Source organism: Promicromonospora sp. NPDC060204 (genome assembly GCF_042728455.1).
In the GTDB taxonomy this organism is placed as follows: Bacteria; Actinomycetota; Actinomycetes; order Actinomycetales; family Cellulomonadaceae; genus Promicromonospora.
This window is the reverse complement of record NZ_JBHWZO010000014.1, coordinates 24,937-44,698: the sequence shown is the minus strand read 5'-3', so window position 1 is coordinate 44,698 and position 19,762 is coordinate 24,937. Positions and strand designations below refer to the sequence as shown.

Below are 19,762 nucleotides of genomic sequence, written 5' to 3'. Positions count from 1 at the left end.
GCGGTTCCGCGCCGGGCGGGTGCCTCGTTCCTCGGCCCCCACCCTCCGCTGCACCTCCGGCTCAGTCGACGGTCGCGTCGACCGTGACCTCGATGTTGCCCCGCGTCGCGTTCGAGTACGGGCAGACCGCGTGCGCGGCCTGGACCAGGCCGTCGGCGGTGGCCTGGTCCACACCGGAGAGCTCGACGTGCAGCGCGGCGCTCAGGTTGAACGCGCCGCCGTCGGCAGGGTGGATGCTCACCTCGGCGACCACGGCGGAGTCGCTGACCGTGATCTTCTGCGCCGCGGCGACGGCCTTGAGCGCGCTGTGGAAGCACGAGGCCCAGCCCGCGGCGAACAGCTGCTCGGGGTTGGTGGCGCCGCCCGGACCGCCCATGTCGGCAGGGATCGCCAGCTTGAGGTCCAGCACACCGTCGTCGCTCACCGCGCGGCCTCCCGCGCGGCCGTCGCCGGTGGACGTCGCGACGGCGGTGTAGATGCTGTCAGCCATGGGATGCGCTCCTTCTCGAGGCCGGGAACCGAACGCCCGGACCATGTAGACGAACTAGTACGTCTACACTAGCACCCGATCCGGCCGGTTCGAACGAGCGACGACGAGAGCCCGCCGCCACGGTGAGGTGGCGACGGGCTCTGGTGCGACCTGAGCGGATGTGGGGCGGGTGCGGCTACACCCGGGAACCGGCGGCCTGACCTGCGTCGATGACGGCGAAGAACGCACGCTCCAGGGCGCCGCCGACGTGGGCGGGGTCATCGAGGTACCCCGACAGCATGGCGCCGTCGCGCAGCATCATCAGCTCCTCGGCCGCCTGCTCGGCGTCGGTCACGCCCAGCTCTGCGGCCATCGCGGCGAAGGTCTGCCGGTACCAGGTGCGGTGCCCGGCGACCACCTTGCGGACCTCGCTGCCGGGCTCGGCGTACTCCGCCGCGGCGTTGATGAACGAGCAGCCCCGGAAGCCGGGCTTGCACGCCTCGGTGCCGACGGTCGCGGCGAACCGGCGGAGCGCCTCGGCGTCGCCGGCGGACGCGCGCAGCCCGTCGAGCGCGCCGCGCTCCCTCGCCGCCTGTCGCTCCAGGTAGGCCACCACCAGGGTGTCCTTGGTCCGGAAGTGCCGGTAGAAGGTGACCTTGGTGATCCCCGCGCGCTCGATGATCTTGTCCGCGCTGACCGCCCGGATCCCGTGGGCGTAGAACAGCTCGGTGGCCGCGTCGAGGATGCGGTCCCGGGTGGATGGGGCCGACGTCGTGCTCATGGGCGCACCTGCCTCCGTACTCGTTCCGACGATCTGAGAAGAAGAGTCTACCCGGAGGTGTACTGACGGGTTCGTCTACCTCGGTCGGCCCACACCCCGGGGTTTCCACTTCGCCGTCCGGTGGGGGAGAATGACATCCGTGGTTATCCGGAACGCCCGATTCGTCCCGCACCACCGACCTGTGTCCGTCGCGGCTCTGCTCGCGGTCGGCGCCCTCGTCCTGGCCGGTTGTACCGTGCCGACGGCCGAGGGCGATGACGGCAAGACGGGGGAGAAGTTCCAGGTCAGGGACCCCTCCGGGCCGGCCCTGGTGCTCGACTCGACCGACCCCGCCGAGCTGGCCCTCACGGCGAGCCAGGCCTTCTTCCACGCCTCCCCGATCGCGGTCATCGCCTCGGCGGACGACGTCGACGCGCGGGCGACCGCCGCGGCCACCGGCGCCGCCGTCACCGCGCCGGTGCTGCTGACCGACGGCGGCGTCTCGGACACCAACGTCGTGGCCGAGCTCGAGCGGCTCGGGGCGGGCACGGTCGTCGTCGTCGGCGACGAGCAGGCCGTCGCGGACGTGGGGCCCGCCGCGGGCGACGCCGAGGTGGTCCGCTTCGACCCGGGCGCGCTGAGCGCGGCCGCCGAGGCCGCCGCCTCCGCGGGCAAGGACGACGCGGGCACGAAGGACGACGCCAAGGTCGAGCTGCCGACCGCCGACCGCCTTCACGCGGCCGATCTGGCCGGGCTGCGCGCGGACATCCCCGACGTCAGCGACCCGGAGCTGCTGCAGGAGGTCCTCGTCGCCGTCGACCCGAAGCCGGGGCAGGAGGCCGCCATCGGCACGGCCCTGGCGGCCGGCGCCGTGCCGGTCGAGGTGCCCGGCGGCGACATCGCGGCCGACGCGGGCACCGTCGAGACGATCCGTGCCCTCAAGCCGCTCGGCGTGGTCGGGATCGGCGCCGAGTTCGGCGCCGCGGAGGACCTGGGCTGGCAGGTCGCGGTGGCGACGTCGGGCGCGACGCTGCCGGACGGCTCGCTGCAGCTCTTCCCGGGCCGCTACATCTCGACGTCGTACACGGTGCCCGCGGGCATCGCCGACCCGGCGGCGGACGCCGTCCGCGCCGTGAACGCGGCCACCACGAACGGCGAGCTGCTGGGCGGCTCGCCCCTGGTGACCGTCACGGCGAGCGTGCGGTCGAGCGTGCCGGGCGAGGACGGCGACTACGTGGACGAGCAGCCGCTGGAGCTGCTCACGCCCGCCGTCGAGGCGATCCGCGACGCCGGGCAGATCGTGCTGCTCGACGTGGCGCCCGGCGTCCAGCCGCTCGCCGCGCAGCTCGAGGAGCTCGAACCGCTGCTGAAGCAGTCGGGCGTCGGCCTGTCCGTGCACCCCGAGTTCCGGGTCGCGGGCAACGGCGCGGAGTCGGGATCGGTCCCCGTGGCGGAGCTCCAGGAGGTCGTGGACCGGCTCGCCCGGATCGCCACCGCGCAGGGGCTGCCGCAGATCATGCTGGAGGTGCACCAGTCCACGGCGGCGTCCGTCGTGGGCCGGTCGGACCTGCGGATCCCGTCGCAGGTCGCGGTGGTCTTCACCGCGGCAGGCCCGGCCGCGGGCCAGGCGACGGCGGGCGGTGTCTGGGCCGACGTCGCGAACGACCTGCCCGCCCACGCGGTGCTCGGCTGGTCCGCGCCGAGCGAGGTGCCCGCCGACGCGACCAGCATCCTGCCCACCGAACCGCTCCTGGGCCTGGTCTCCGCCGGCTGAACCTGCCAAACTGCGGGCATCCATCGGAGCGAAGGGGCCCTAACAATCGTGACCACCGTGAGCAGCGGCGCGGCCGTCGTCGCCGACGCCATCATCCCCGTACCTGTCGAGCTCGTCGCCGGCGAGGGGGTCCTGGACCTCAGGTCGGTCACCGTGCACGCGCCCGACGCCGCGACCGAACGCCTCGCGGGTGAGCTGCTCACGAGCGCGGGCGCCGCGGTCGTGGCGGACGGCGCCGTCGGGGCGGACGGCGGTCCCGGGGCGGACGGCGCCGCGGCCGTCACGCTGACCGTCGACCCCGCCGCCGGCCCCGCGGGCTCACAGAACCCCGAGCGCTACACGCTCGCCGTGACCGCCGAGGGTGTCTCCGTCGCGGCCCCCGAGCGCTCCGGCCTGCTGCACGGCGTCCGGACCCTGCGCCAGCTCGTCAACGCCGGCCGGTTCGGCGCCGACGGCGACGGCTCTGCGACCGACGGACCGCTCGAGGTGCGCGCCGTCGTCGTGCGCGACGAGCCGCGGTACGGCTGGCGCGGGCTGTCGTTCGACGTGGTGCGGCACTGGTTCGGGCCCGCGGACCTGCGGGCGGTCGTGGACCTCGTGGGCTCGTACAAGATGAACCGGCTGCACCTGCACCTGTCCGACGACCAGGGCTGGCGCCTGGAGATCCCGTCCCGGCCCGCGCTGACGGAGAAGTCGTCGCAGGGTGCGGTGTCGGGCGCGACCGGCGGGTTCCTCACCGCCGACGAGTACCGCGAGCTGCAGGAGTACGCGGCCGAGCGGGAGATCGTGATCGTCCCGGAGATCGACGTGCCGGGGCACGTCAACGCGGCGACCCACGCCTACGGCGAGCTCACGCCGTCGGGCGAGGCCACCGAGGCCTACGACGGGATCGAGGTGGGCTTCTCGAAGCTGCACTTCGACCTGCCGACCACCGAGCCGTTCCTGCGGGACGTGTTCACCGACGTCGCGCGCATGACGCTGGGGCCATGGGTGCACTTCGGCGGCGACGAGGTGCTGGTGATGCAGCCCGAGGAGTTCGGCCGGTTCGTGGTGCTCTGCCAGCAGATCATCGCGGGCGCGGGCAAGATCCCCGTCGCGTGGCAGGAGGCGGCCGGCTCCGCGCACGGCGACCAGGCGGCGGTGGCGGCGCTGGCCGGTTCGGACGCCGGTTCCGAGGCGGGTTCCGCCGACGGCGGCCCGGCGGCTCACGACGGCGAGGCGCCCGGCGGCGAGGCACCCGCCCTGGTCGAACCCGGCACCGTGCTCCAGTACTGGGACACCCGGCCCGACCCGGCACCGTTCCTGCGCGCCGCGCAGGCCGGCGCGAAGTTCGTGATGTCCCCGGCCGACCGGGCCTACCTCGACATGAAGTACACGCCGGAGCACCCGCTCGGCCAGCAGTGGGCCGCGTTCGTCGAGCTGCACGACTCCTACGACTGGGACCCGGCGACCCTCGTCGAGGGGCTGCCCGAGTCGGCGATCGAGGGCGTCTCGGCCGCCGTCTGGACCGAGACCCTGCTCAACCGCGACCACCTGTTCTCGATGCTGCTGCCCCGCCTAGCGGCGGTGGCCGAGGCCGCGTGGTCGCAGCCCGGCGTCAAGGACTGGGAGTCGTTCCGAGCCCGGATCGCGGTCGAGGCGGGAGCCTGGCGCCGCGACGGCGCCAGCTACCACCCGACCCCCCAGATCGACTGGTAACCCCCGATCCCACCTCGTTGAGTGCTGGCTATCTGTTGGGTCCGAGCCGGGATTCCAACAAATAGCCAGCACTCAACGGGGTGGGGAGGGGCGGGCTGCCAGGGCCGCCGCGTACAGGTCGCGCTTGGCCACGCCCGTGGCGTCCGCTACCTCGGCGACCGCCGTCTTGAGCCGCTCGCCCGCGGCGACCCGCTCCAGCACCTCGCCCACGACGTCGTCCACGCTCGCCTGCACCGCCGGGGCCCCGCCGACCACCACGCAGATCTCGCCGCGGAGCTGCTCGGCCGCGGCGCGCTCCGCGAGGTCCGCGAGCGGGCCGCGCAGCACCTCCTCGTACGTCTTGGTCAGCTCGCGCGCGACGGCGGCCGGGCGGGTGTCGCCGAACGCCGCGGCCATGGCGTCGAGCGTCTCGGCGATCCGGTGCGGCGCCTCGAAGAACACCATGGTGCGCGGCTCGGCGGTCAGCGCGGCGAGCGTCCGGGCGCGGTCGCCGGCCTTGCGCGGCAGGAAGCCCTCGAACGTGAACCGGTCGGTCGGCAGGCCGGAGAGCGCCAGCGCGGTCAGCACCGCGCTCGGCCCGGGCGCGGCCGTGACGCGCAGGTCGCGCTCGATCGCCCGCTCCACGACGCGGTACCCCGGGTCGGAGACGGACGGCATGCCGGCGTCGGTCACGACCACCACGGTGCCGCCGTCGGCGACGACGTCGAGGAGCTCGTCCGCGCGGGCCGTCTCGTTGTGCTCGTGGTAGCTGGTCACCTTGCCGCGCACCTCGACGCCGAGCCGTCCGGCGAGGGCGTGCAGGCGGCGCGTGTCCTCGGCGGCCACCACGTCGGCGTCGGCCAGCAGGCGGACCAGGCGCGGCGAGGCGTCCTCCGCGTTGCCGATCGGGGTGGCGGCCAGGACGAGAGTGCCGGCCTCGGGCGCAGGCCCGGGAACCGGGGACGAGTCGGTCATGAAGCACACTGTCCCACGCTCTATGCTGGCCCGGTGTCTCAGCAGCCTGAAGCCACCGGAGCGCATCACGCCGCAGTGCAGCAGGCTCTGCCTGGAACCTACGGGGCGCACGTGCGCCGCGAGGCGGTCGGCGGCGGGATGACGCCGACGGGATCGTTCCCCGCCGTCGCCCCGGCCGAGCCGCCGGTGCGCGACCGCCTCCTGCGCGACCTGCTGGGCGAGCGCCGCCTCGCGCTCGGCCGCCGTGCCTCGGACCGGTTCTGGGGCATCTTCGGCGCGCTGATCGTGACGGCGATCGCCGCCGGCGCGCGGCTGTACGCGCTGGGCCGTCCGGGCAAGCTGGTCTTCGACGAGACGTACTACGTCAAGGAGGCATGGTCGCTGGCCAGCCTCGGCTTCGAGGCCGCGTGGCCCGACAAGCCCAACCCGGCGTTCGAGGCCGGCGACGTCAGCTCGTACAAGACCGACGAGGCCGAGTACGTGGTCCACCCGCCCGTCGGCAAGTGGATGATCGCCATCGGGATGCGCCTCATGGGCGGCGCGACCGACCCGATGGCCTGGCGCATCGCCAGCGCCGTCATCGGCGTGGTGGCCGTGTTCCTCATGGTGCGGATCGCCCGCCGCATGTTCTCGTCCACCCTGCTGGGCCTGGTCGCGGGCCTGCTGCTCGCGGTCGACGGCGAGGCGATCGTGCACTCGCGCACCGGCCTGCTGGACCAGTTCCTCATGTTCTGGGTGCTCGTCGGCTTCGGCTGCCTGGTGATGGACCGCGAGTGGGCCAGACGCAGGCTCGCCGACCGGGTGGCGCAGATCGTCGAGGCGGGCGGGGCGATCGGCCGGTACGGGCCACGGCTGGGGTTCCGGTGGTGGCGGCTCGCGGCGGCCGTGTCGCTGGGTCTGGCCTGCGGCGTGAAGTGGTCGGGCCTGTACTTCGTCGCGGCGTTCGGCATCCTCACCGTGGTCTGGGACCTCACGGCCCGCCGCACGGCCGGCATCGGGCGGTGGTGGGAGGACGCCCTGGTGGTCGACGCCCTTCCGGCCGCCCTGGTCATGCTGCCCACCGTGGTCGCGGTGTACATCGCGTCGTGGTCGGCCTGGTTCGCGCACCCGAAGTCGTACCTGCGCGACTGGGCGGTGGTGAACGGCGTGACGCCGCCGGGCTGGTGGCCGGACTGGGGCTGGGCGCAGGGCGCCTGGGAGGCCGGCCGGTCGCTGTGGGAGTACCACCACATGATGTGGGACTTCCACACCAACCTGGACTCGGAGCACAACTACGCGTCGCACCCGCTGGGCTGGATCGTGCAGTGGCGGCCGACGTCGTTCTTCTGGGAGAAGTTCGCCCCGGGCCAGGGCCCGTGCCCCGCGGACTCCGTGGGCGACTGCGCCACCGCCGTCACGTCGCTCGGCAACCCGCTGCTGTGGTGGCTGGGCGCGCTCGCGATCCCCGTGGTCCTGGTGCTCGTGATCAAGTTCCGGGACTGGCGAGGCACCGCGGCCCTCGTGGGCATCGCGGCCGGCTGGCTGCCGTGGTTCCTGTACTCGTGGCCGCTCGCGGACCGCACCATCTTCACGTTCTACTCGATCGTGTTCACGCCGTTCGTGATCCTGACGCTCGTGTACGTGCTGGCCGTCGGGCTGGAACGGACGCCGCGCCGGAGCGCGGACCGGCGGATCGTGTGCTGGCTGGCCGCGGTGCTCGTGGTGCTGATCGTGGGCGTGAGCGTGCTCTACTACCCGATCTGGACGGCGATGGCGGTGCCGTACGAGTACTGGCAGCGGCTCATGCTGCTCCCGAGCTGGATCTAGCCCGGGCGCCTGAGGGCCGGGGCTAGAGGGCCGAGGAGTCGCGGAGGTCCACGCCCGCGGCCGCCAGCTCCTTCTCGGCGGCCACGCCCTGCTCCGGCGAGACCGGGATGGTCAGGTCGGTCAGCACCCGGGCGTGCAGCCCGGCACGGCGGGCGTCGAGCGCGGTGTGCTTCACGCAGTGCGACTGCACGAGGCCGACGACGTCGACGGCGGTGACCCCGGCCTCCGACAGCACGGTGGCGAGGCTGCGGCCGTGCTCGTCCGCGCCGTCGAAGCCGGAGTACCCGTGCGAGTACTGGCCCTTGAGCAGCTTGGCGTCCGGCGCGAGGTCGGCCAGCGCGGGATGGAGCTCGGCGTTCGGCGAGCCGGCGACGCCGTGCGGCGGCCAGGAGTCGACGAAGTCCGGGGTGTCGCTGAAGTGCTCGCCCGGGTCGATGTGCCAGTCCTGGGTGGTCACCACGGTCGTGTACCGGTCCCGGTGGGCGGCGGCGTAGGCGGCGACGCGGTGCGCGATCTCGTTCGCGCCCTCCGTGGCGAGCTCACCCCCCTCGCAGAACGTGGGCTGCACGTCGACGACGATGAGGGCCCGCAGCTCGGGCGAGGACTCGGCAAGGCTCATGCATCTCACTCTTCCACTCCGCCGGCTGCCGAGGTAGCCCGCGGCGATCGGTCGTTCGTCACATGATCGGCGGCCCGGAATGCCGATCACCTGACGTACCACCGACCACGCTGCCTCGTGCGGTGCTTGGATGGGGGAGTGGATACTGACGCCGGGGTGCGCCGGCACCTGCTGACCTGGATTCTGCCCGCGTTCGTGCTGGTCGCGGGGGTGAGTGGGTGCAGCGGGTCGGCCGAGCCCGGCGTCGTGTCACCGAGCCCGTCCGCCTCGCCGAGCCCGTCCGCGTCGTCGGGCACGACGGCGCCGTCGGACGCCGAGGCCGAGGTGATGGCGCAGGAGCTCCCGGTCCCGTGGGGCATCGCCCCGCTGCCCGGCGGGCGGTTCCTCGTCACGATGCGCGACGACGCGGCGCTCGCCGTGGTGCACCCCAGCGGCGACGTCGAACCGCTCGACGCGTCCGGCGGCGCCCAGGAGCTGGCCGACCAGACGATGCCGGCCGGTGAGGGCGGCCTGCTCGGCGTCGCCGTCGGCCCGGAGGACACCGGGCCGACCTTCACGGTCTTCCTGTACCGCACCGGCGCGGAGGACAACGCGGTGCTGCGCGCCGAGCTCGACCTGGACGGCATGACGCTGGGCGACGTCACCACGATCCTCGACGGCATCCCGAGCGCGTCCAACCACAACGGCGGCCGGATCGCGCTGGGCCCGGACGGGTACCTGTACGTCGCGACGGGCGACGCCGGCAACCCCGCGAACGCGCAGGACCCGGAGTCGCTGGGCGGCAAGATCCTGCGCGTCACGACCGACGGCGAACCCGCGCCCGGCAACCCGGACCCCGGCTCGCCGGTGTGGTCCCTGGGGCACCGCAACGTGCAGGGCCTGGGCTGGGACGCGAGCGGCCGGATGTTCGCGAGCGAGTTCGGGCAGGACGAGCTGGACGAGCTGAACGTGATCGAGGCGGGCGGCAACTACGGCTGGCCCGACGTCGAGGGCCCGGGGGAGCGGGCCGGGTTCGTCGACCCGGTCGCCTGGTGGCCGACGTCGGAGGCGTCGCCGTCGGGCATCGCCGTCACCGACGAGGCCGTGTACCTGGCGGCGCTCCGCGGGGAGCGGCTCTGGCGCGTGCCGCTGCTCGGCACCGCGCAGGACGTCGCCGACGGCACGAGCCCGGGCTTCGGGGAGCCGCAGGAGCTGCTGGCGGGGGAGTACGGGCGGCTGCGCGCGGTCCAGGCCGGGGACGACGGCGAGCTGTTCGTGCTGACCGGCAACACGGACGGCCGGGGCGAGCCGGCGACGGAGGACGGCCGGCTCGTCGACGACCGGCTGCTGCGGGTCACGCTGACTCCGGCGGGGTGACCGCGGGCCCTTGTCCACTGGCGCGGTCCACCGGCGCTGTCCACTGGCAGATGTCTAGGGCTGTGGATATCCTGGCTGCCCGGAAGGGGCCTCGTCGTAGGCTCGAACCACTGCTGATCGAAAGGGGTGAACAGGATGTCCGCAGAACCTGGCGCGTACCGGACGGTGCCGCGCGGCTACGTCTACGCCGACCACATCCCGTACGTCACCCCGGAGTCCCTGGACGAGCTGCGGGGGCCGGCCCACGGCCTCATCCGGGTCTGGGCGCCGATCTCCACCGCACCCGACCCGGTGTACGACATCGACGACCCGGCGCAGCGCTGGAGCCTCTACAGCGCGACCGTGCGGGACGGCACCGCGCGGGATCACACCAAGATCCTCGACCGCCGGTTCCTGATCGAGCTCTGGCCGGAGTTGAACCTGCCCCGGCGGTGCCGGGCGATCTGGGAAGGCACCTTCCCGGAGCTCGCCGCGCGGAGCATGGCGAGAACCGCCTGATGCGCCCGTTCCACGACCGCCTCGCCCGGATCGGGCTCGGGGCGGCGGACAGGTACGGGTTCGTGCTGGCCGGCGGCTACGCGATCTCCGCGAACGGCATGGGAGATCGCCCGTCGGTCGACGTGGATCTCTTCACCGACCGGGGTGATCCCGAGCAGTTCGCCGAGGCGGTCGACGCCGTGCGCCGGGCGTTCCGTGCCGAGGGGTTCGTGGTGGTCGACAACCGGATCGGCCCCACGTTCGCGGACCTTCGTGTCACCGACGAGGCGACCGCGACGTGGAGCGACATCCAGCTCGGGTGGGACTACCGGGAGTTTCCGCCGCGGCTGCTCGAGATCGGTCCCGTGCTCGACCCGCGCGACGCGGTGGCGAACAAGATGGGGGCGCTCTGGTCGCGTGGCGAGGCGCGTGACTACATCGACATCGACACGGTGATCGGCTCCGGCCGGTTCAGCCGGGGCGACGTGCTCGCGATGGGGGACCGGATCGAGGCCGTGCCGCTGGACCGGCGCATGCTCGCTGAGCGCTTCCGGCAGGTCGGGCGGTTCCCGGCCTCCGACTTCGCACTGTACGACGTCGGCTCGGTGCAGCGGATCGCCGTCGTCGAGCACTTCCTCGACTGGGCCGACGAGATCGACCCCGCCGTCGTCCGCTGAGGCCACAGCGAAGCCGTCGCGGGTCGCCACGGCGCCGCCGCAGCGCCCCGGGCGCGGCGATCGGGCGCAGCAATCGGGCTGGACCGCACACCTACGATGGACCCATGCCGGAAGCCGAGAAGACCTTCTACCTCACGACGCCGATCTACTACGTGAACGATGCCCCGCACATCGGGCACGCGTACACGACGGTCGCCGCCGATGTCGTGACGCGCTGGCACCGCCAGCGCCAGGAGAACGTCTGGTTCCTCACCGGCACCGACGAGCACGGCGAGAAGGTGCTGCGCACCGCCGAGGCCCACGGCGTCAGCCCCCAGGACTGGGCGGACCGGCTGGTCGAGACGGCGTGGAAGCCCGTGCTGCAGACCCTCGACGTGCGCAACGACGACTTCATCCGGACCACCGAGGAGCGGCACGAGAAGGCCGTCCGGGCCTTCCTCCAGGACCTGTACGACAAGGGCGGGATCTACGAGGGCTCGTACGAGGGGCCGTACTGCGTGAGCTGCGAGGAGTACAAGCTGCCGGGCGAGCTCCTCGACGGCACGGGGGACTACGAGGGGCAGAAGGTGTGCGCCATCCACGGCACGCCCGTCGAGATGCTCTCCGAGCAGAACTACTTCTTCAGGATGAGTGAGTACGCCGACCGGCTGCTCGCCCTCTACGAGGAGCACCCCGAGTTCGTGCAGCCGGCGTCGGCCCGCAACGAGGTCGTGAGCTTCGTCAAGCAGGGGCTGCAGGACCTCTCGATCTCGCGCTCGACGTTCGACTGGGGCGTGCCGATCCCGTGGGACTCCTCCCACGTGCTCTACGTCTGGTTCGACGCGCTCCTCAACTACGCCACGGCCGTGGGCCTCGACAGCGACGACCCGGAGCGCAAGGAGCAGTTCGCCCGGACCTGGCCGGCCGACGTGCACCTCGTGGGCAAGGACATCCTGCGGTTCCACGCGGTGATCTGGCCGGCGATGCTCATGGCCGCGGGCCTTCCCCTGCCGAAGACGGTGTTCGCGCACGGCTGGCTCCTGGTGGGCGGCGAGAAGATGAGCAAGTCCAAGCTCACCGGCATCGCGCCGTCGGACATCATCGACACCTTCGGCTCGGACGCGTTCCGCTACTACTTCATGCGGACCATCGCGTTCGGCGGCGACGGCTCGTTCTCGTGGGAGGACATGACCGCCCGCTACAACGGCGAGCTCGCCAACGGGTTCGGCAACCTCGCGTCCCGGACCGCCGCGATGATCGGCAAGTACTTCGGCGGGTCGCTGCCCACCCCTGGGGAACCCACCGACGCCGAGGCGGCCCTCGCCCGGGTCGCGGCCCAGGCGGTGGCCGACGCCGAGGCGGCGATCGACCGGCTCGCCATCCACGACGCGGTCTCCGCCGTCTGGACGCTCGTGGACGCCACGAACGGGTACCTCGCGGACACGCAGCCCTGGAAGCTCGCCAAGGAGCCGGACGAGACCGACGAGGCCGGCGCGGGGGTGGACGGCGGCCGCCTCGCGACGTCGCTCGTCACCGCGACGGAGGCGCTGCGCTCGCTCGCCGTGCTGCTCAACCCGATCACGCCGAAGGCGGCGGCCGGGCTCTGGGAGCTGCTCGGCGCGGAGGCCTCGCTCGGGGCGCTCGACGCCCAGCCGCTCGGCGGCGCGGCGACGTTCGGGGCGCTCCCCGCGGGCACCACCGTGACCAAGGGCGCGGCCCTGTTCCCGCGCCTCGACGACACGGCGGCCTGAGCCCGGCGATGGCGAAGCGCACACGCGAGCGCGGGTTCCCGGCCGACCCCGAGCCGCTGCCCGTCCCGGTCGTCGACAACCACACCCACCTCGACCACATCGCGGCGGTGCTGCCCGACGTCGCGCCGGACGGGGAGCGGGGCACGTGGCCGCCGTCCGTCGCGGACCACCTGGCGCGAGCCGCGGCCGCGGGCGTCGACCGGGTGGTCCAGGTCGGCTGCGACCTCCCGTCGGCCCGCTGGACGGACGCCCTCCTCACCTCGTTGAGTGCTGGCTATCTGCTGGCCGAGACCCCGGAATCGCAACAGATACCCAGCACTCAACGGGGGGCGCGGGTGGTGGGGGCCGTGGCGATCCATCCGAACGAGGCGACCCTGCACGCCGGGGTGCTCGAGGTGGGGCCCGACGGGCTCACGCCCGAGCCCGAGGAGCGGCACGCGGTGGGGCTGGACGACGCCGTCGCCGAGATCGCCGACCTGGCCAAGGGCAACGACCGCATCCGTGCGATCGGTGAGACGGGCATGGACCTGTTCCGCACGGGCCCGCGCGGCGAACAGGCCCAGCGGGACGCCTTCCGCGCGCACATCGCGCTGGCCAAGGAGCTGGGCCTCGCCCTGCAGATCCACGACCGCGACGCGCACGCCCAGGTCATCGAGGTCCTGCTGGCCGACGGCGCGCCCGAGCGCACCGTCTTCCACTGCTACAGCGGCGACGCCGAGATGGCCCGCGTCTGCGCCGAGCACGGCTGGTACCTGTCGTTCGCCGGACCCGTCACGTTCAAGGCCAACGACCACCTGCGCGCTGCCCTGGCCGTGGCGCCGCGTGAGCTGATCCTCCTGGAGACCGACGCCCCGTACCTCACGCCGCACCCGTACCGGGGGCAGCCGAACGCCCCCTTCGCGGCGGCCCACACCGTGCGCGGCATGGCGGCCCACCTGGGAGAAGACCTCGGGGTGCTGTGCGCCGACATCGGTGCCAACTCGGAGCGCGTCTACGGCACCTGGTAAGAATGGCGCATTGGGCGGAAGAAAGCGGCATTTGATTTCATATCCCCACGCCTTTTGCTGCGAGGTTTGTTCCGTTACGGTCTGGTGCTCGTGGTGAGGTACGCACGGCCGTGGCTCGCGAGCAGACCGGCCCGCTGGTTGGTTCGTGGTGCCGTCGTCGGCGTGCTCGCCGGCGTCGCCGGCATGTACACGGCCAACGCGACGACCCTGACGATCGACTACAACGGCGACGTCCGCACGCTCGGCGTCTACGGCGACACGGTCGCCGAGGCGCTGGCGTCGCAGCACATCGAGCTGGAGCCCGACGACGTGGTGCAGCCGTCCGCGACGTCCGGCGTCGGCTCCGGCAACACCGTGGTGGTCCGCACCAGCCGGAACGTCACCGTCGAGCTCGACGGCCAGATGATCACGCTGCGCACCACCGCGGGCACTGTCGGCGAGCTGCTCGCGGCTCTCGGGCCGCGCGGTGACGGCGCCCTCGCCACGGCCTCCCGGACCACGCGGCTCGACCGCGACCCGGTCCGGTTCTCCACGGTCAAGAAGGTCAACATCGCCGTGGACGGCTCGGTGCTGGAGTTCAGCACCACCCGGTCCACGGTGCGCTCCGTGTTCGACGAGGCCGGGATCGCGCTGGCCGACGGCGACGTCACGTCCGTGCCGCTCGACGCCGCCGCCGTGGACGGGATGATCATCATGGTCAGCCGCGACGCGTCGTCGTCGCGCACGGTGACCGAGGTGGTGCCGTTCGAGACCGAGACCGTCGAGGACCCGAGCCTCCCCGAGGGCTACGAGTCGATCCGCACCGCCGGCGTCGCCGGTGAGGCGACGGTGACGTACGAGGTCAAGACGGTGGGCGGCGCCGTCGTCGAGCGCACCGTGGTGGACCGCAAGGTCACCCGCGAGCCCGTGAACGAGGTGCTCGTGGTGGGGACCATGGACGTGGCCACCGCGCCCGTGGACCCGGGCTCCGCGCGGGCCCTGGGCCAGGCGATGGCCGCCGAGCGCGGCTGGGGCGCCGACGAGTTCTCCTGCCTGGACCAGCTCTGGCAGAAGGAGAGCGGCTGGCGCTGGAACGCCGACAACCCCAGCAGCCAGGCGTACGGCATCGCCCAGGCGAACCCGGGCTCCAAGATGGCCACGGTCGGCAGCGACTGGCTCACCAACCCGGCCACCCAGATCGAGTGGGGGCTGGGGTACATCTCGGGTCGTTACGGCACGCCGTGCGGTGCGTGGGCGCACTCGGTGGAGATCGGCTGGTACTGAGCAGGCCGTTTTTCACCCTGGAAGATTTGGGATATTTAAGGATCTATCCCGACGTTTCGAATGTGTATTTCGCGGATAGGCTTGCATTTGATAACGGCAGGGTTACGGTCTCTGGGACCGCCGGATCGGCCGGTCGGGCCCGCGCCCCCGCGCGGGAGGTGCGTGCGACTCGCACCGTCTCGGCCCCCGTGCCCGGACCGCGCGAGGACTGGACCCGCGTGTCATCTCCCCACCCAGCTCAGGGCATCCCCAACGAACTGCCCCCCACCCCTGAGACCGGCGCCACCGCCGGCATCACCGAGATCTTCGAACCGCCGTCAACGGTTCACCCCCTCACCCCGCCGGGCTCCCCCGACCCGGCCCCGCCCCGTAAGCGCCACCGCAGAGCCGCCCTCCTCGCGGGGGCCGCGGCCATCGCGGTCGCCGGCGCCGGTGGCATCACCGCCTACGGATCGGCCCACAAGACCGTCACGCTGGACGTGGACGGCAAGGTCACGACCGTCGAGACCTTCCAGGGCGACGTCGCCGGCCTCCTGGCCGACGAGGGCGTCGACGTCACCGACCGCGACGCGGTGACGCCCGGAGGCACCCTCCGGGACGGCGGCACCGTCGTGGTCCGCTACGGCCACGAGGTCACCCTCCAGGCCGACGGCGAGCGGCGCACGACGTGGGTCACCGCGCTCGACGCCGACGAGGCGCTCGCCACGCTCTCCGAGCGGGCCGGCGACGTCGCGCTGGTCCCGTCCCGCTCCGGCGGCCGCGTGACCCTCCCGTTGCGGCTCGACGCCGACAGCCCGGTGAACCTGGTCGTCGGCGGCAAGACCCAGCGGGTGGCCGACGGCGCCGCGCAGCTCGACGACCTGCTCGCCGAGCACGACGTCACGGTCGACGCGGACGACCGGGTCCACGTCGAGAGGTCGGACGACGCGTCGGCCGACCCGAGCGTCGCGACGCTGTCCGTCGTCGTCGAGCAGGTCCGGAGCTCGGTCCAGAAGACCGTGACCCGGCTGTCCTTCGACAAGGTGCGCACCGCGGACCCGGACCGGTACGAGGACCTCGACCCGTACGTGGCGACCGAGGGCGTCGTGGGCAAGCGCGTCACGAAGTGGGACGTCACGACCGTGGACGGCGAGGTCGTCAAGCGGGACAAGCGCTCCTCGGAGGTCGTGCGCAAGCCGGTCGACCAGGTGACCGTGTACGGCACCAAGGACCGGCCGGCGCCGAAGCCCGAACCGGCACCGGAACCGGAGCCGCAGCCCGTCGCGAAGGAGCCGGCCCAGAAGGCCGCGCCCGAGCCGAAGGCCCCCGTGGTCGCGACCGGCGGTGTCTGGGCCCAGCTCGCGCAGTGCGAGTCGGGCGGCAACCCCGCCACCAACACGGGCAACGGCTACTACGGCCTCTACCAGTTCTCGCAGCAGACCTGGGTGGCGATGGGTGGTTCCGGGCTCCCGTCGGAGGCCTCGGCCGCCGAGCAGACCATGCGGGCCCAGAAGCTCCAGGCGCAGTCCGGCTGGGGACAGTGGCCCGGCTGTGCCGCGAAGCTCGGCCTGCTCTGACCTCCCTCCGACGTGTCAGACGTACAGGTCACCCGAGTGACCTGTGCGTCTGACGCGGGGAGTGAGTTGGACGGTTGTCCTAGACGAGTGACCGACAACACAGCCCGATAGCACCGAGAAACTTGGCCGGACGATAACGGATCAGTTACGTTCGGTTGTCCTCGCTGGCGGGAGGGCGCGAAGTGGTGTAAGCCACAGCGCCCGAACGGCGGCAGGACAGCACTGAGAACGGAACCTCGTGATCAGTGCGAGACCGCCGGATCGGCCGGTCGAGACCGCGACGGCTCGCAAGAGTCGTTAGGCCCCCAGGCCGAATCGTGGTGGGGACGCTCGCGCGAGCGGGCGGCCCCTGGCTCGCCGCCCGTGCCCGGGACGTCCGACGACTGGACACGAGTGAACCCCCGTTCTGAGCAGCAGAGTTCTGGCTCCATCCCCAGCATCAACTCAGAGTCCGAGGCCCCGAACCCTCGGAAGACCCTCTCGAAGCGTCGCCGTCGCTGGCCCCTGGTCGCCGGCCTCGCAGCCGTGGCGATCGCCGCCTCCGGCTCCGTCGCCTTCGCGGAGGCGCGCAAGACCGTCACGCTCGACGTCGACGGCACCACCAAGACCATCACCACCTACTCCGGTTCCGTGCAGGGCATGCTCGAGTCGCAGGGCGTCCGTCTGGGCGAGCGCGACGTCGTCGCCCCCGGCACCGACGCGAAGCTCTCCGACGGCGACCAGGTGGTCGTCCGCTACGCCCGCCAGGTCACCATGTCCGACGGCGGCGACGAGAAGGACGTCTGGGTCACCGTGACCGACGCCGGCGAGGCCCTGACGACCCTCGCCGAGCGCGGCGGCGACGTCGCCCTGGTGGCGTCCCGCTCCGGCGACCGCGCCTCGCTCCCGCTCCGCCTGAACGACGACGGCCCCGTCGCCGTCGTGGCGGACGGCAAGACCCGCGTGGTCGAGGACCACGCCGACGGCGTCGACAGCGTGCTCAACGGCCTGAAGGTCGAGCTCGACAAGGACGACCTCGTGAACATCGTCCCGGTGGCCACGCTGGCCGAGGACAAGGCGATCGACGCGAAGTCCGCCAAGGCCGCCACGAAGGCCGGCGCCGACGTCGCCGTCCAGGTGCAGCGCGTCGAGACCAAGAAGGTCACGCAGAAGTTCGACGTGGACCACGAGGTGAAGACGGTCCAGGACAAGAACCGCTACGAGGACGAGGGCGACCACGTCCGCACCGCGGGCAAGGACGGCGTGCGCACGCGCATCGTCCAGCTCCGTACGGTCGACGGCGAGGTCGTGGCCCGCAAGGAGCTCTCGAACAAGGTGACCACGAAGCCGGTCACCGGCGTGATCGTCGAGGGCACCAAGGAGCGCCCGGTGGAGAAGAAGGCCACCGTCGAGGAGACCAGCACCGGGAGCAGCACCCCCGCGCCGTCCGGCTCCGTCAAGGAGATCGGCCAGCAGCTGGCCGCCGCCCGCGGCTGGACCGGCTCGGAGTGGACCTGCCTCGAGTCCCTCTGGGAGCGCGAGTCCGGCTGGAACTACCAGGCGGCCAACCCGTCGTCGGGCGCCTTCGGCATCCCGCAGGCGCTGCCGGGCTCCAAGATGGCCTCGGCGGGCTCGGACTGGGCCACCAACCCGGCCACCCAGATCAAGTGGGGCCTCGGCTACATCGCGGACCGCTACGGCACGCCGTGCGGTGCGTGGGGCCACTCGGAGTCGGTGGGTTGGTACTGATCCAGTTAGGCTCACCTGCATGAACGACACCTCAAGCGCCCTGCTCGGTCCCGCGGAGATCCGCGACCTGGCAGGGCGCTTGGGCGTCCGGCCCACCAAGACGCTCGGCCAGAACTTCCTGCACGACGGCGGCACCGTCCGCAAGATCGTGCGCACCGCGGGGCTCCGGCCCGGCGAGCGGGTGGTCGAGGTCGGGCCCGGGCTGGGCTCCCTGACGCTGGGCCTCGTGGAGGCCGGCGCCTCCGTCGTCGCGATCGAGATCGACCCGGTCCTGGCCGGGCAGATCGCCGACACCGTGCGGACCCGGGTCCCGGGCGCCGACTTCGAGGTGGTGCTCTCCGACGCGCTGGACGTCACCGCGCTGCCCGGTGAGCCGCCGACGGCGCTCGTCGCGAACCTCCCGTACAACGTGGCCGTCCCGGTGCTGCTCACCATGCTGCAGCGGTTCGCCTCGCTCGAACGCGTGCTCGTGATGGTGCAGGCCGAGGTGGCCGACCGGATCGCCGCCGTCCCGGGCTCCAAGATCTACGGCATCCCGTCGGTGAAGGCCGCGTGGTACGCGTCGGCCCGCCGCGCCGGGACCATCGGGCGCAACGTCTTCTGGCCCGCGCCCAACGTCGACTCCGCCCTCGTGTACCTCGAGCGCCGGGACCCGCCGTCGACCACGGCCTCGCGCGAGCAGGTCTTCGCCGTCGTGGACGCCGCGTTCGCGCAGCGCCGTAAGACGCTGCGCGCCGCCCTGTCCGGGGTGTTCGGCACCGGCGCCGCCGCCGAGGCGGCGCTCCGGGCCGCCGGCGTGGACCCGGGCGCGCGGGGTGAGACGCTCGTCGTCGAGCAGTTCGCGCGCATCGCGGAGCAGCTCCCGGACACCGAGGCTGCCGGGGCGACCCCTGCGTCCGGCGCCGCAGAGCAGGAGGGGGACGAGTGATCCCGCGTCTTTCAGCGGCCCCGCCGCCGTCGGTCCGCGTCCGCGCGCCCGGCAAGGTCAACCTCGGGCTGCGCGTGGGTCCCGTCGGCGACGACGGCTACCACCCGCTCGCGACGATCTTCCAGGCCGTCTCCCTGTACGAGGAGGTGACGGCGACCCAGGTGGCACCCGGCGCCGGCATCTCGCTGACCGTCTCCGGCCCGCAGGCCGACGCCGTCCCGACCGACGAGACCAACCTCGCCTGGCGCGCCGCCGCGCTGCTGGCCGAGCGCACGGGCCTGCCCGACGACGTCCAGCTGCACATCACCAAGGGTGTGCCGGTCGCCGGCGGCATGGCGGGCGGCTCGGCCGACGCCGCCGCTGCGCTCGTGGCCTGCGACGCCCTCTGGGAGGCCGGCATCCCCCGCCCGGACCTGGTGGAGCTGGCCGCCGAGCTCGGTGCCGACGTGCCGTTCTCGCTGCTGGGGCACACCGCCGTCGGCACGGGGCGGGGCGACCTGCTCACGCCCGCGATGACCCGCGGCGAGTTCCACTGGTGCTTCGCGACGCAGCGGGAGGGTCTCTCGACGCCCAGCGTGTTCCGCCGGTTCGACGAGCTCGCCGGGCCGTCGACGCCGCGCGTGGCCCCCGCCGACGACACCGCGATCATGCACGCGCTGCGCGCCGGCGACGCGGTGGCCCTGGGCAAGGCGCTGCACAACGACCTGGAGGGTCCGGCCCTCGACCTGCGGCCCGAGCTCGCCGACGTGCTGGAGGTCGCCACGGAGTCCGGGGCGCTGGGCGTCCTCGTGTCCGGGTCCGGCCCCACGGTCGCGGCGCTCGGCCGGTCCCGGCAGCACGCGCTGGCGCTGGGCGCGGCGTGGACGGCGTCCGACGTCGTCGACGCGGTCTGGTGCGCTACCGGACCCGCTCCCGGGACCCAGGTCGTGACCCCGATGCGCGCCTGAGCGCGCACCGGGC

At 72.9% G+C, this 19,762-nt stretch carries 17 protein-coding genes; 13 read left to right on the top strand and 4 right to left on the bottom strand.

From position 1 onward, the window contains the following. Nucleotides 1–61: 61 nt before the first annotated feature. Together ACFWEJ_RS03655 and ACFWEJ_RS03650 are read right to left on the bottom strand one after the other, a co-directional pair. Nucleotides 62–490, bottom strand: coding sequence for an organic hydroperoxide resistance protein (locus tag ACFWEJ_RS03655; RefSeq protein ID WP_377227847.1), 429 nt, complete (start codon nt 488–490; stop codon nt 62–64). A 175-nt stretch (nt 491–665) separates the two neighbouring features. Then, on the bottom strand, nt 666–1,250 hold the full coding sequence (locus ACFWEJ_RS03650) for a TetR/AcrR family transcriptional regulator (protein WP_377227846.1): 585 nt from the start codon (nt 1,248–1,250) through the stop codon (nt 666–668). 181 nt (nt 1,251–1,431) lie between these two features. Here ACFWEJ_RS03650 and ACFWEJ_RS03645 point away from each other — a divergent pair, with 181 nt between their 5' ends. Beyond that, nucleotides 1,432–3,003: a hypothetical protein gene (locus ACFWEJ_RS03645; protein ID WP_377227845.1), complete on the top strand. Its 1,572-nt coding sequence runs from the start codon at nt 1,432–1,434 to the stop codon at nt 3,001–3,003. A gap of 48 nt (nt 3,004–3,051) precedes the next feature. After that, nucleotides 3,052–4,701, top strand: coding sequence for a family 20 glycosylhydrolase (locus ACFWEJ_RS03640; RefSeq protein WP_377227844.1), 1,650 nt, complete (start codon nt 3,052–3,054; stop codon nt 4,699–4,701). Between the two features lie 72 nt (nt 4,702–4,773). On the opposite strand, the gene rsmI is transcribed toward ACFWEJ_RS03640, so the two are convergent. After that, on the bottom strand, nt 4,774–5,655 hold the full coding sequence (gene rsmI, locus ACFWEJ_RS03635) for a 16S rRNA (cytidine(1402)-2'-O)-methyltransferase (protein ID WP_377227843.1): 882 nt from the start codon (nt 5,653–5,655) through the stop codon (nt 4,774–4,776). A gap of 75 nt (nt 5,656–5,730) precedes the next feature. On the opposite strand from rsmI, the gene ACFWEJ_RS03630 reads away from it, so the two are divergent. Next, entirely contained in the window at nt 5,731–7,461 is a 1,731-nt protein-coding gene (locus tag ACFWEJ_RS03630; protein ID WP_377227842.1) for a dolichyl-phosphate-mannose--protein mannosyltransferase, read from the top strand. Between the two features lie 22 nt (nt 7,462–7,483). Here ACFWEJ_RS03630 and ACFWEJ_RS03625 read toward each other — a convergent pair whose 3' ends face one another. Beyond that, nucleotides 7,484–8,080 carry an isochorismatase family protein gene (locus ACFWEJ_RS03625; protein WP_377227841.1) on the bottom strand — a complete coding sequence of 199 codons (597 nt, stop codon included), beginning with the start codon at nt 8,078–8,080 and terminating at the stop codon, nt 7,484–7,486. 138 nt (nt 8,081–8,218) lie between these two features. Here ACFWEJ_RS03625 and ACFWEJ_RS03620 point away from each other — a divergent pair, with 138 nt between their 5' ends. The 10 genes from ACFWEJ_RS03620 to ACFWEJ_RS03575 all read left to right on the top strand — a co-directional run bounded on the left by ACFWEJ_RS03620 (nt 8,219) and on the right by ACFWEJ_RS03575 (nt 19,749). Next, the gene (locus tag ACFWEJ_RS03620; RefSeq protein WP_377227840.1) at nt 8,219–9,436 is read left to right on the top strand and encodes a PQQ-dependent sugar dehydrogenase; all 1,218 of its coding nucleotides are present in this window, start codon (nt 8,219–8,221) and stop codon (nt 9,434–9,436) included. Between the two features lie 135 nt (nt 9,437–9,571). After that, nucleotides 9,572–9,934, top strand: a complete 363-nt coding sequence (locus tag ACFWEJ_RS03615; RefSeq protein ID WP_377227839.1) for a hypothetical protein — start codon at nt 9,572–9,574, stop codon at nt 9,932–9,934. Continuing rightward, nucleotides 9,934–10,590, top strand: a complete 657-nt coding sequence (locus tag ACFWEJ_RS03610) for a nucleotidyl transferase AbiEii/AbiGii toxin family protein (RefSeq protein WP_377227838.1) — start codon at nt 9,934–9,936, stop codon at nt 10,588–10,590. The genes ACFWEJ_RS03615 and ACFWEJ_RS03610 overlap by 1 nt, the downstream gene beginning before the upstream one ends. A gap of 104 nt (nt 10,591–10,694) precedes the next feature. Then, nucleotides 10,695–12,320: a methionine--tRNA ligase gene (metG, locus tag ACFWEJ_RS03605; RefSeq protein ID WP_377227837.1), complete on the top strand. Its 1,626-nt coding sequence runs from the start codon at nt 10,695–10,697 to the stop codon at nt 12,318–12,320. A gap of 8 nt (nt 12,321–12,328) precedes the next feature. After that, complete coding sequence (locus tag ACFWEJ_RS03600) at nt 12,329–13,327, top strand: TatD family hydrolase (protein ID WP_377227836.1); 999 nt, start codon at nt 12,329–12,331, stop codon at nt 13,325–13,327. 93 nt (nt 13,328–13,420) lie between these two features. Then, the gene (locus ACFWEJ_RS03595; protein WP_377227835.1) at nt 13,421–14,590 is read left to right on the top strand and encodes a ubiquitin-like domain-containing protein; all 1,170 of its coding nucleotides are present in this window, start codon (nt 13,421–13,423) and stop codon (nt 14,588–14,590) included. Between the two features lie 218 nt (nt 14,591–14,808). Next, nucleotides 14,809–16,146 (top strand): transglycosylase family protein, encoded by a 1,338-nt coding sequence (locus tag ACFWEJ_RS03590; protein WP_377227834.1) that lies wholly within the window; start codon nt 14,809–14,811, stop codon nt 16,144–16,146. A 525-nt stretch (nt 16,147–16,671) separates the two neighbouring features. Further along, a complete protein-coding gene (locus ACFWEJ_RS03585) occupies nt 16,672–17,874 on the top strand; it encodes a ubiquitin-like domain-containing protein (RefSeq protein ID WP_377227833.1) in 1,203 nt (400 codons plus the stop codon). A gap of 19 nt (nt 17,875–17,893) precedes the next feature. Beyond that, nucleotides 17,894–18,802 carry a 16S rRNA (adenine(1518)-N(6)/adenine(1519)-N(6))-dimethyltransferase RsmA gene (rsmA, locus tag ACFWEJ_RS03580; protein WP_377227832.1) on the top strand — a complete coding sequence of 303 codons (909 nt, stop codon included), beginning with the start codon at nt 17,894–17,896 and terminating at the stop codon, nt 18,800–18,802. Beyond that, the gene (locus tag ACFWEJ_RS03575; protein WP_377227831.1) at nt 18,799–19,749 is read left to right on the top strand and encodes a 4-(cytidine 5'-diphospho)-2-C-methyl-D-erythritol kinase; all 951 of its coding nucleotides are present in this window, start codon (nt 18,799–18,801) and stop codon (nt 19,747–19,749) included. The genes rsmA and ACFWEJ_RS03575 overlap by 4 nt, the downstream gene beginning before the upstream one ends. Nucleotides 19,750–19,762 lie beyond the last annotated feature (13 nt).

Excerpts from the sequence above, each read along its gene's own strand:
- ACFWEJ_RS03655 (WP_377227847.1), bottom strand. The coding sequence starts at position 490 with ATGGCTGACAGCATCTACACCGCCGTCGCGACGTCCACCGGCGACGGC.
- ACFWEJ_RS03650 (WP_377227846.1), bottom strand. The coding sequence starts at position 1,250 with ATGAGCACGACGTCGGCCCCATCCACCCGGGACCGCATCCTCGACGCG.
- rsmI (WP_377227843.1), bottom strand. The coding sequence starts at position 5,655 with ATGACCGACTCGTCCCCGGTTCCCGGGCCTGCGCCCGAGGCCGGCACT.
- ACFWEJ_RS03625 (WP_377227841.1), bottom strand. The coding sequence starts at position 8,080 with ATGAGCCTTGCCGAGTCCTCGCCCGAGCTGCGGGCCCTCATCGTCGTC.
- ACFWEJ_RS03615 (WP_377227839.1), top strand. The coding sequence starts at position 9,572 with ATGTCCGCAGAACCTGGCGCGTACCGGACGGTGCCGCGCGGCTACGTC.
- ACFWEJ_RS03610 (WP_377227838.1), top strand. The coding sequence starts at position 9,934 with ATGCGCCCGTTCCACGACCGCCTCGCCCGGATCGGGCTCGGGGCGGCG.
- metG (WP_377227837.1), top strand. The coding sequence starts at position 10,695 with ATGCCGGAAGCCGAGAAGACCTTCTACCTCACGACGCCGATCTACTAC.
- ACFWEJ_RS03600 (WP_377227836.1), top strand. The coding sequence starts at position 12,329 with ATGGCGAAGCGCACACGCGAGCGCGGGTTCCCGGCCGACCCCGAGCCG.
- rsmA (WP_377227832.1), top strand. The coding sequence starts at position 17,894 with ATGAACGACACCTCAAGCGCCCTGCTCGGTCCCGCGGAGATCCGCGAC.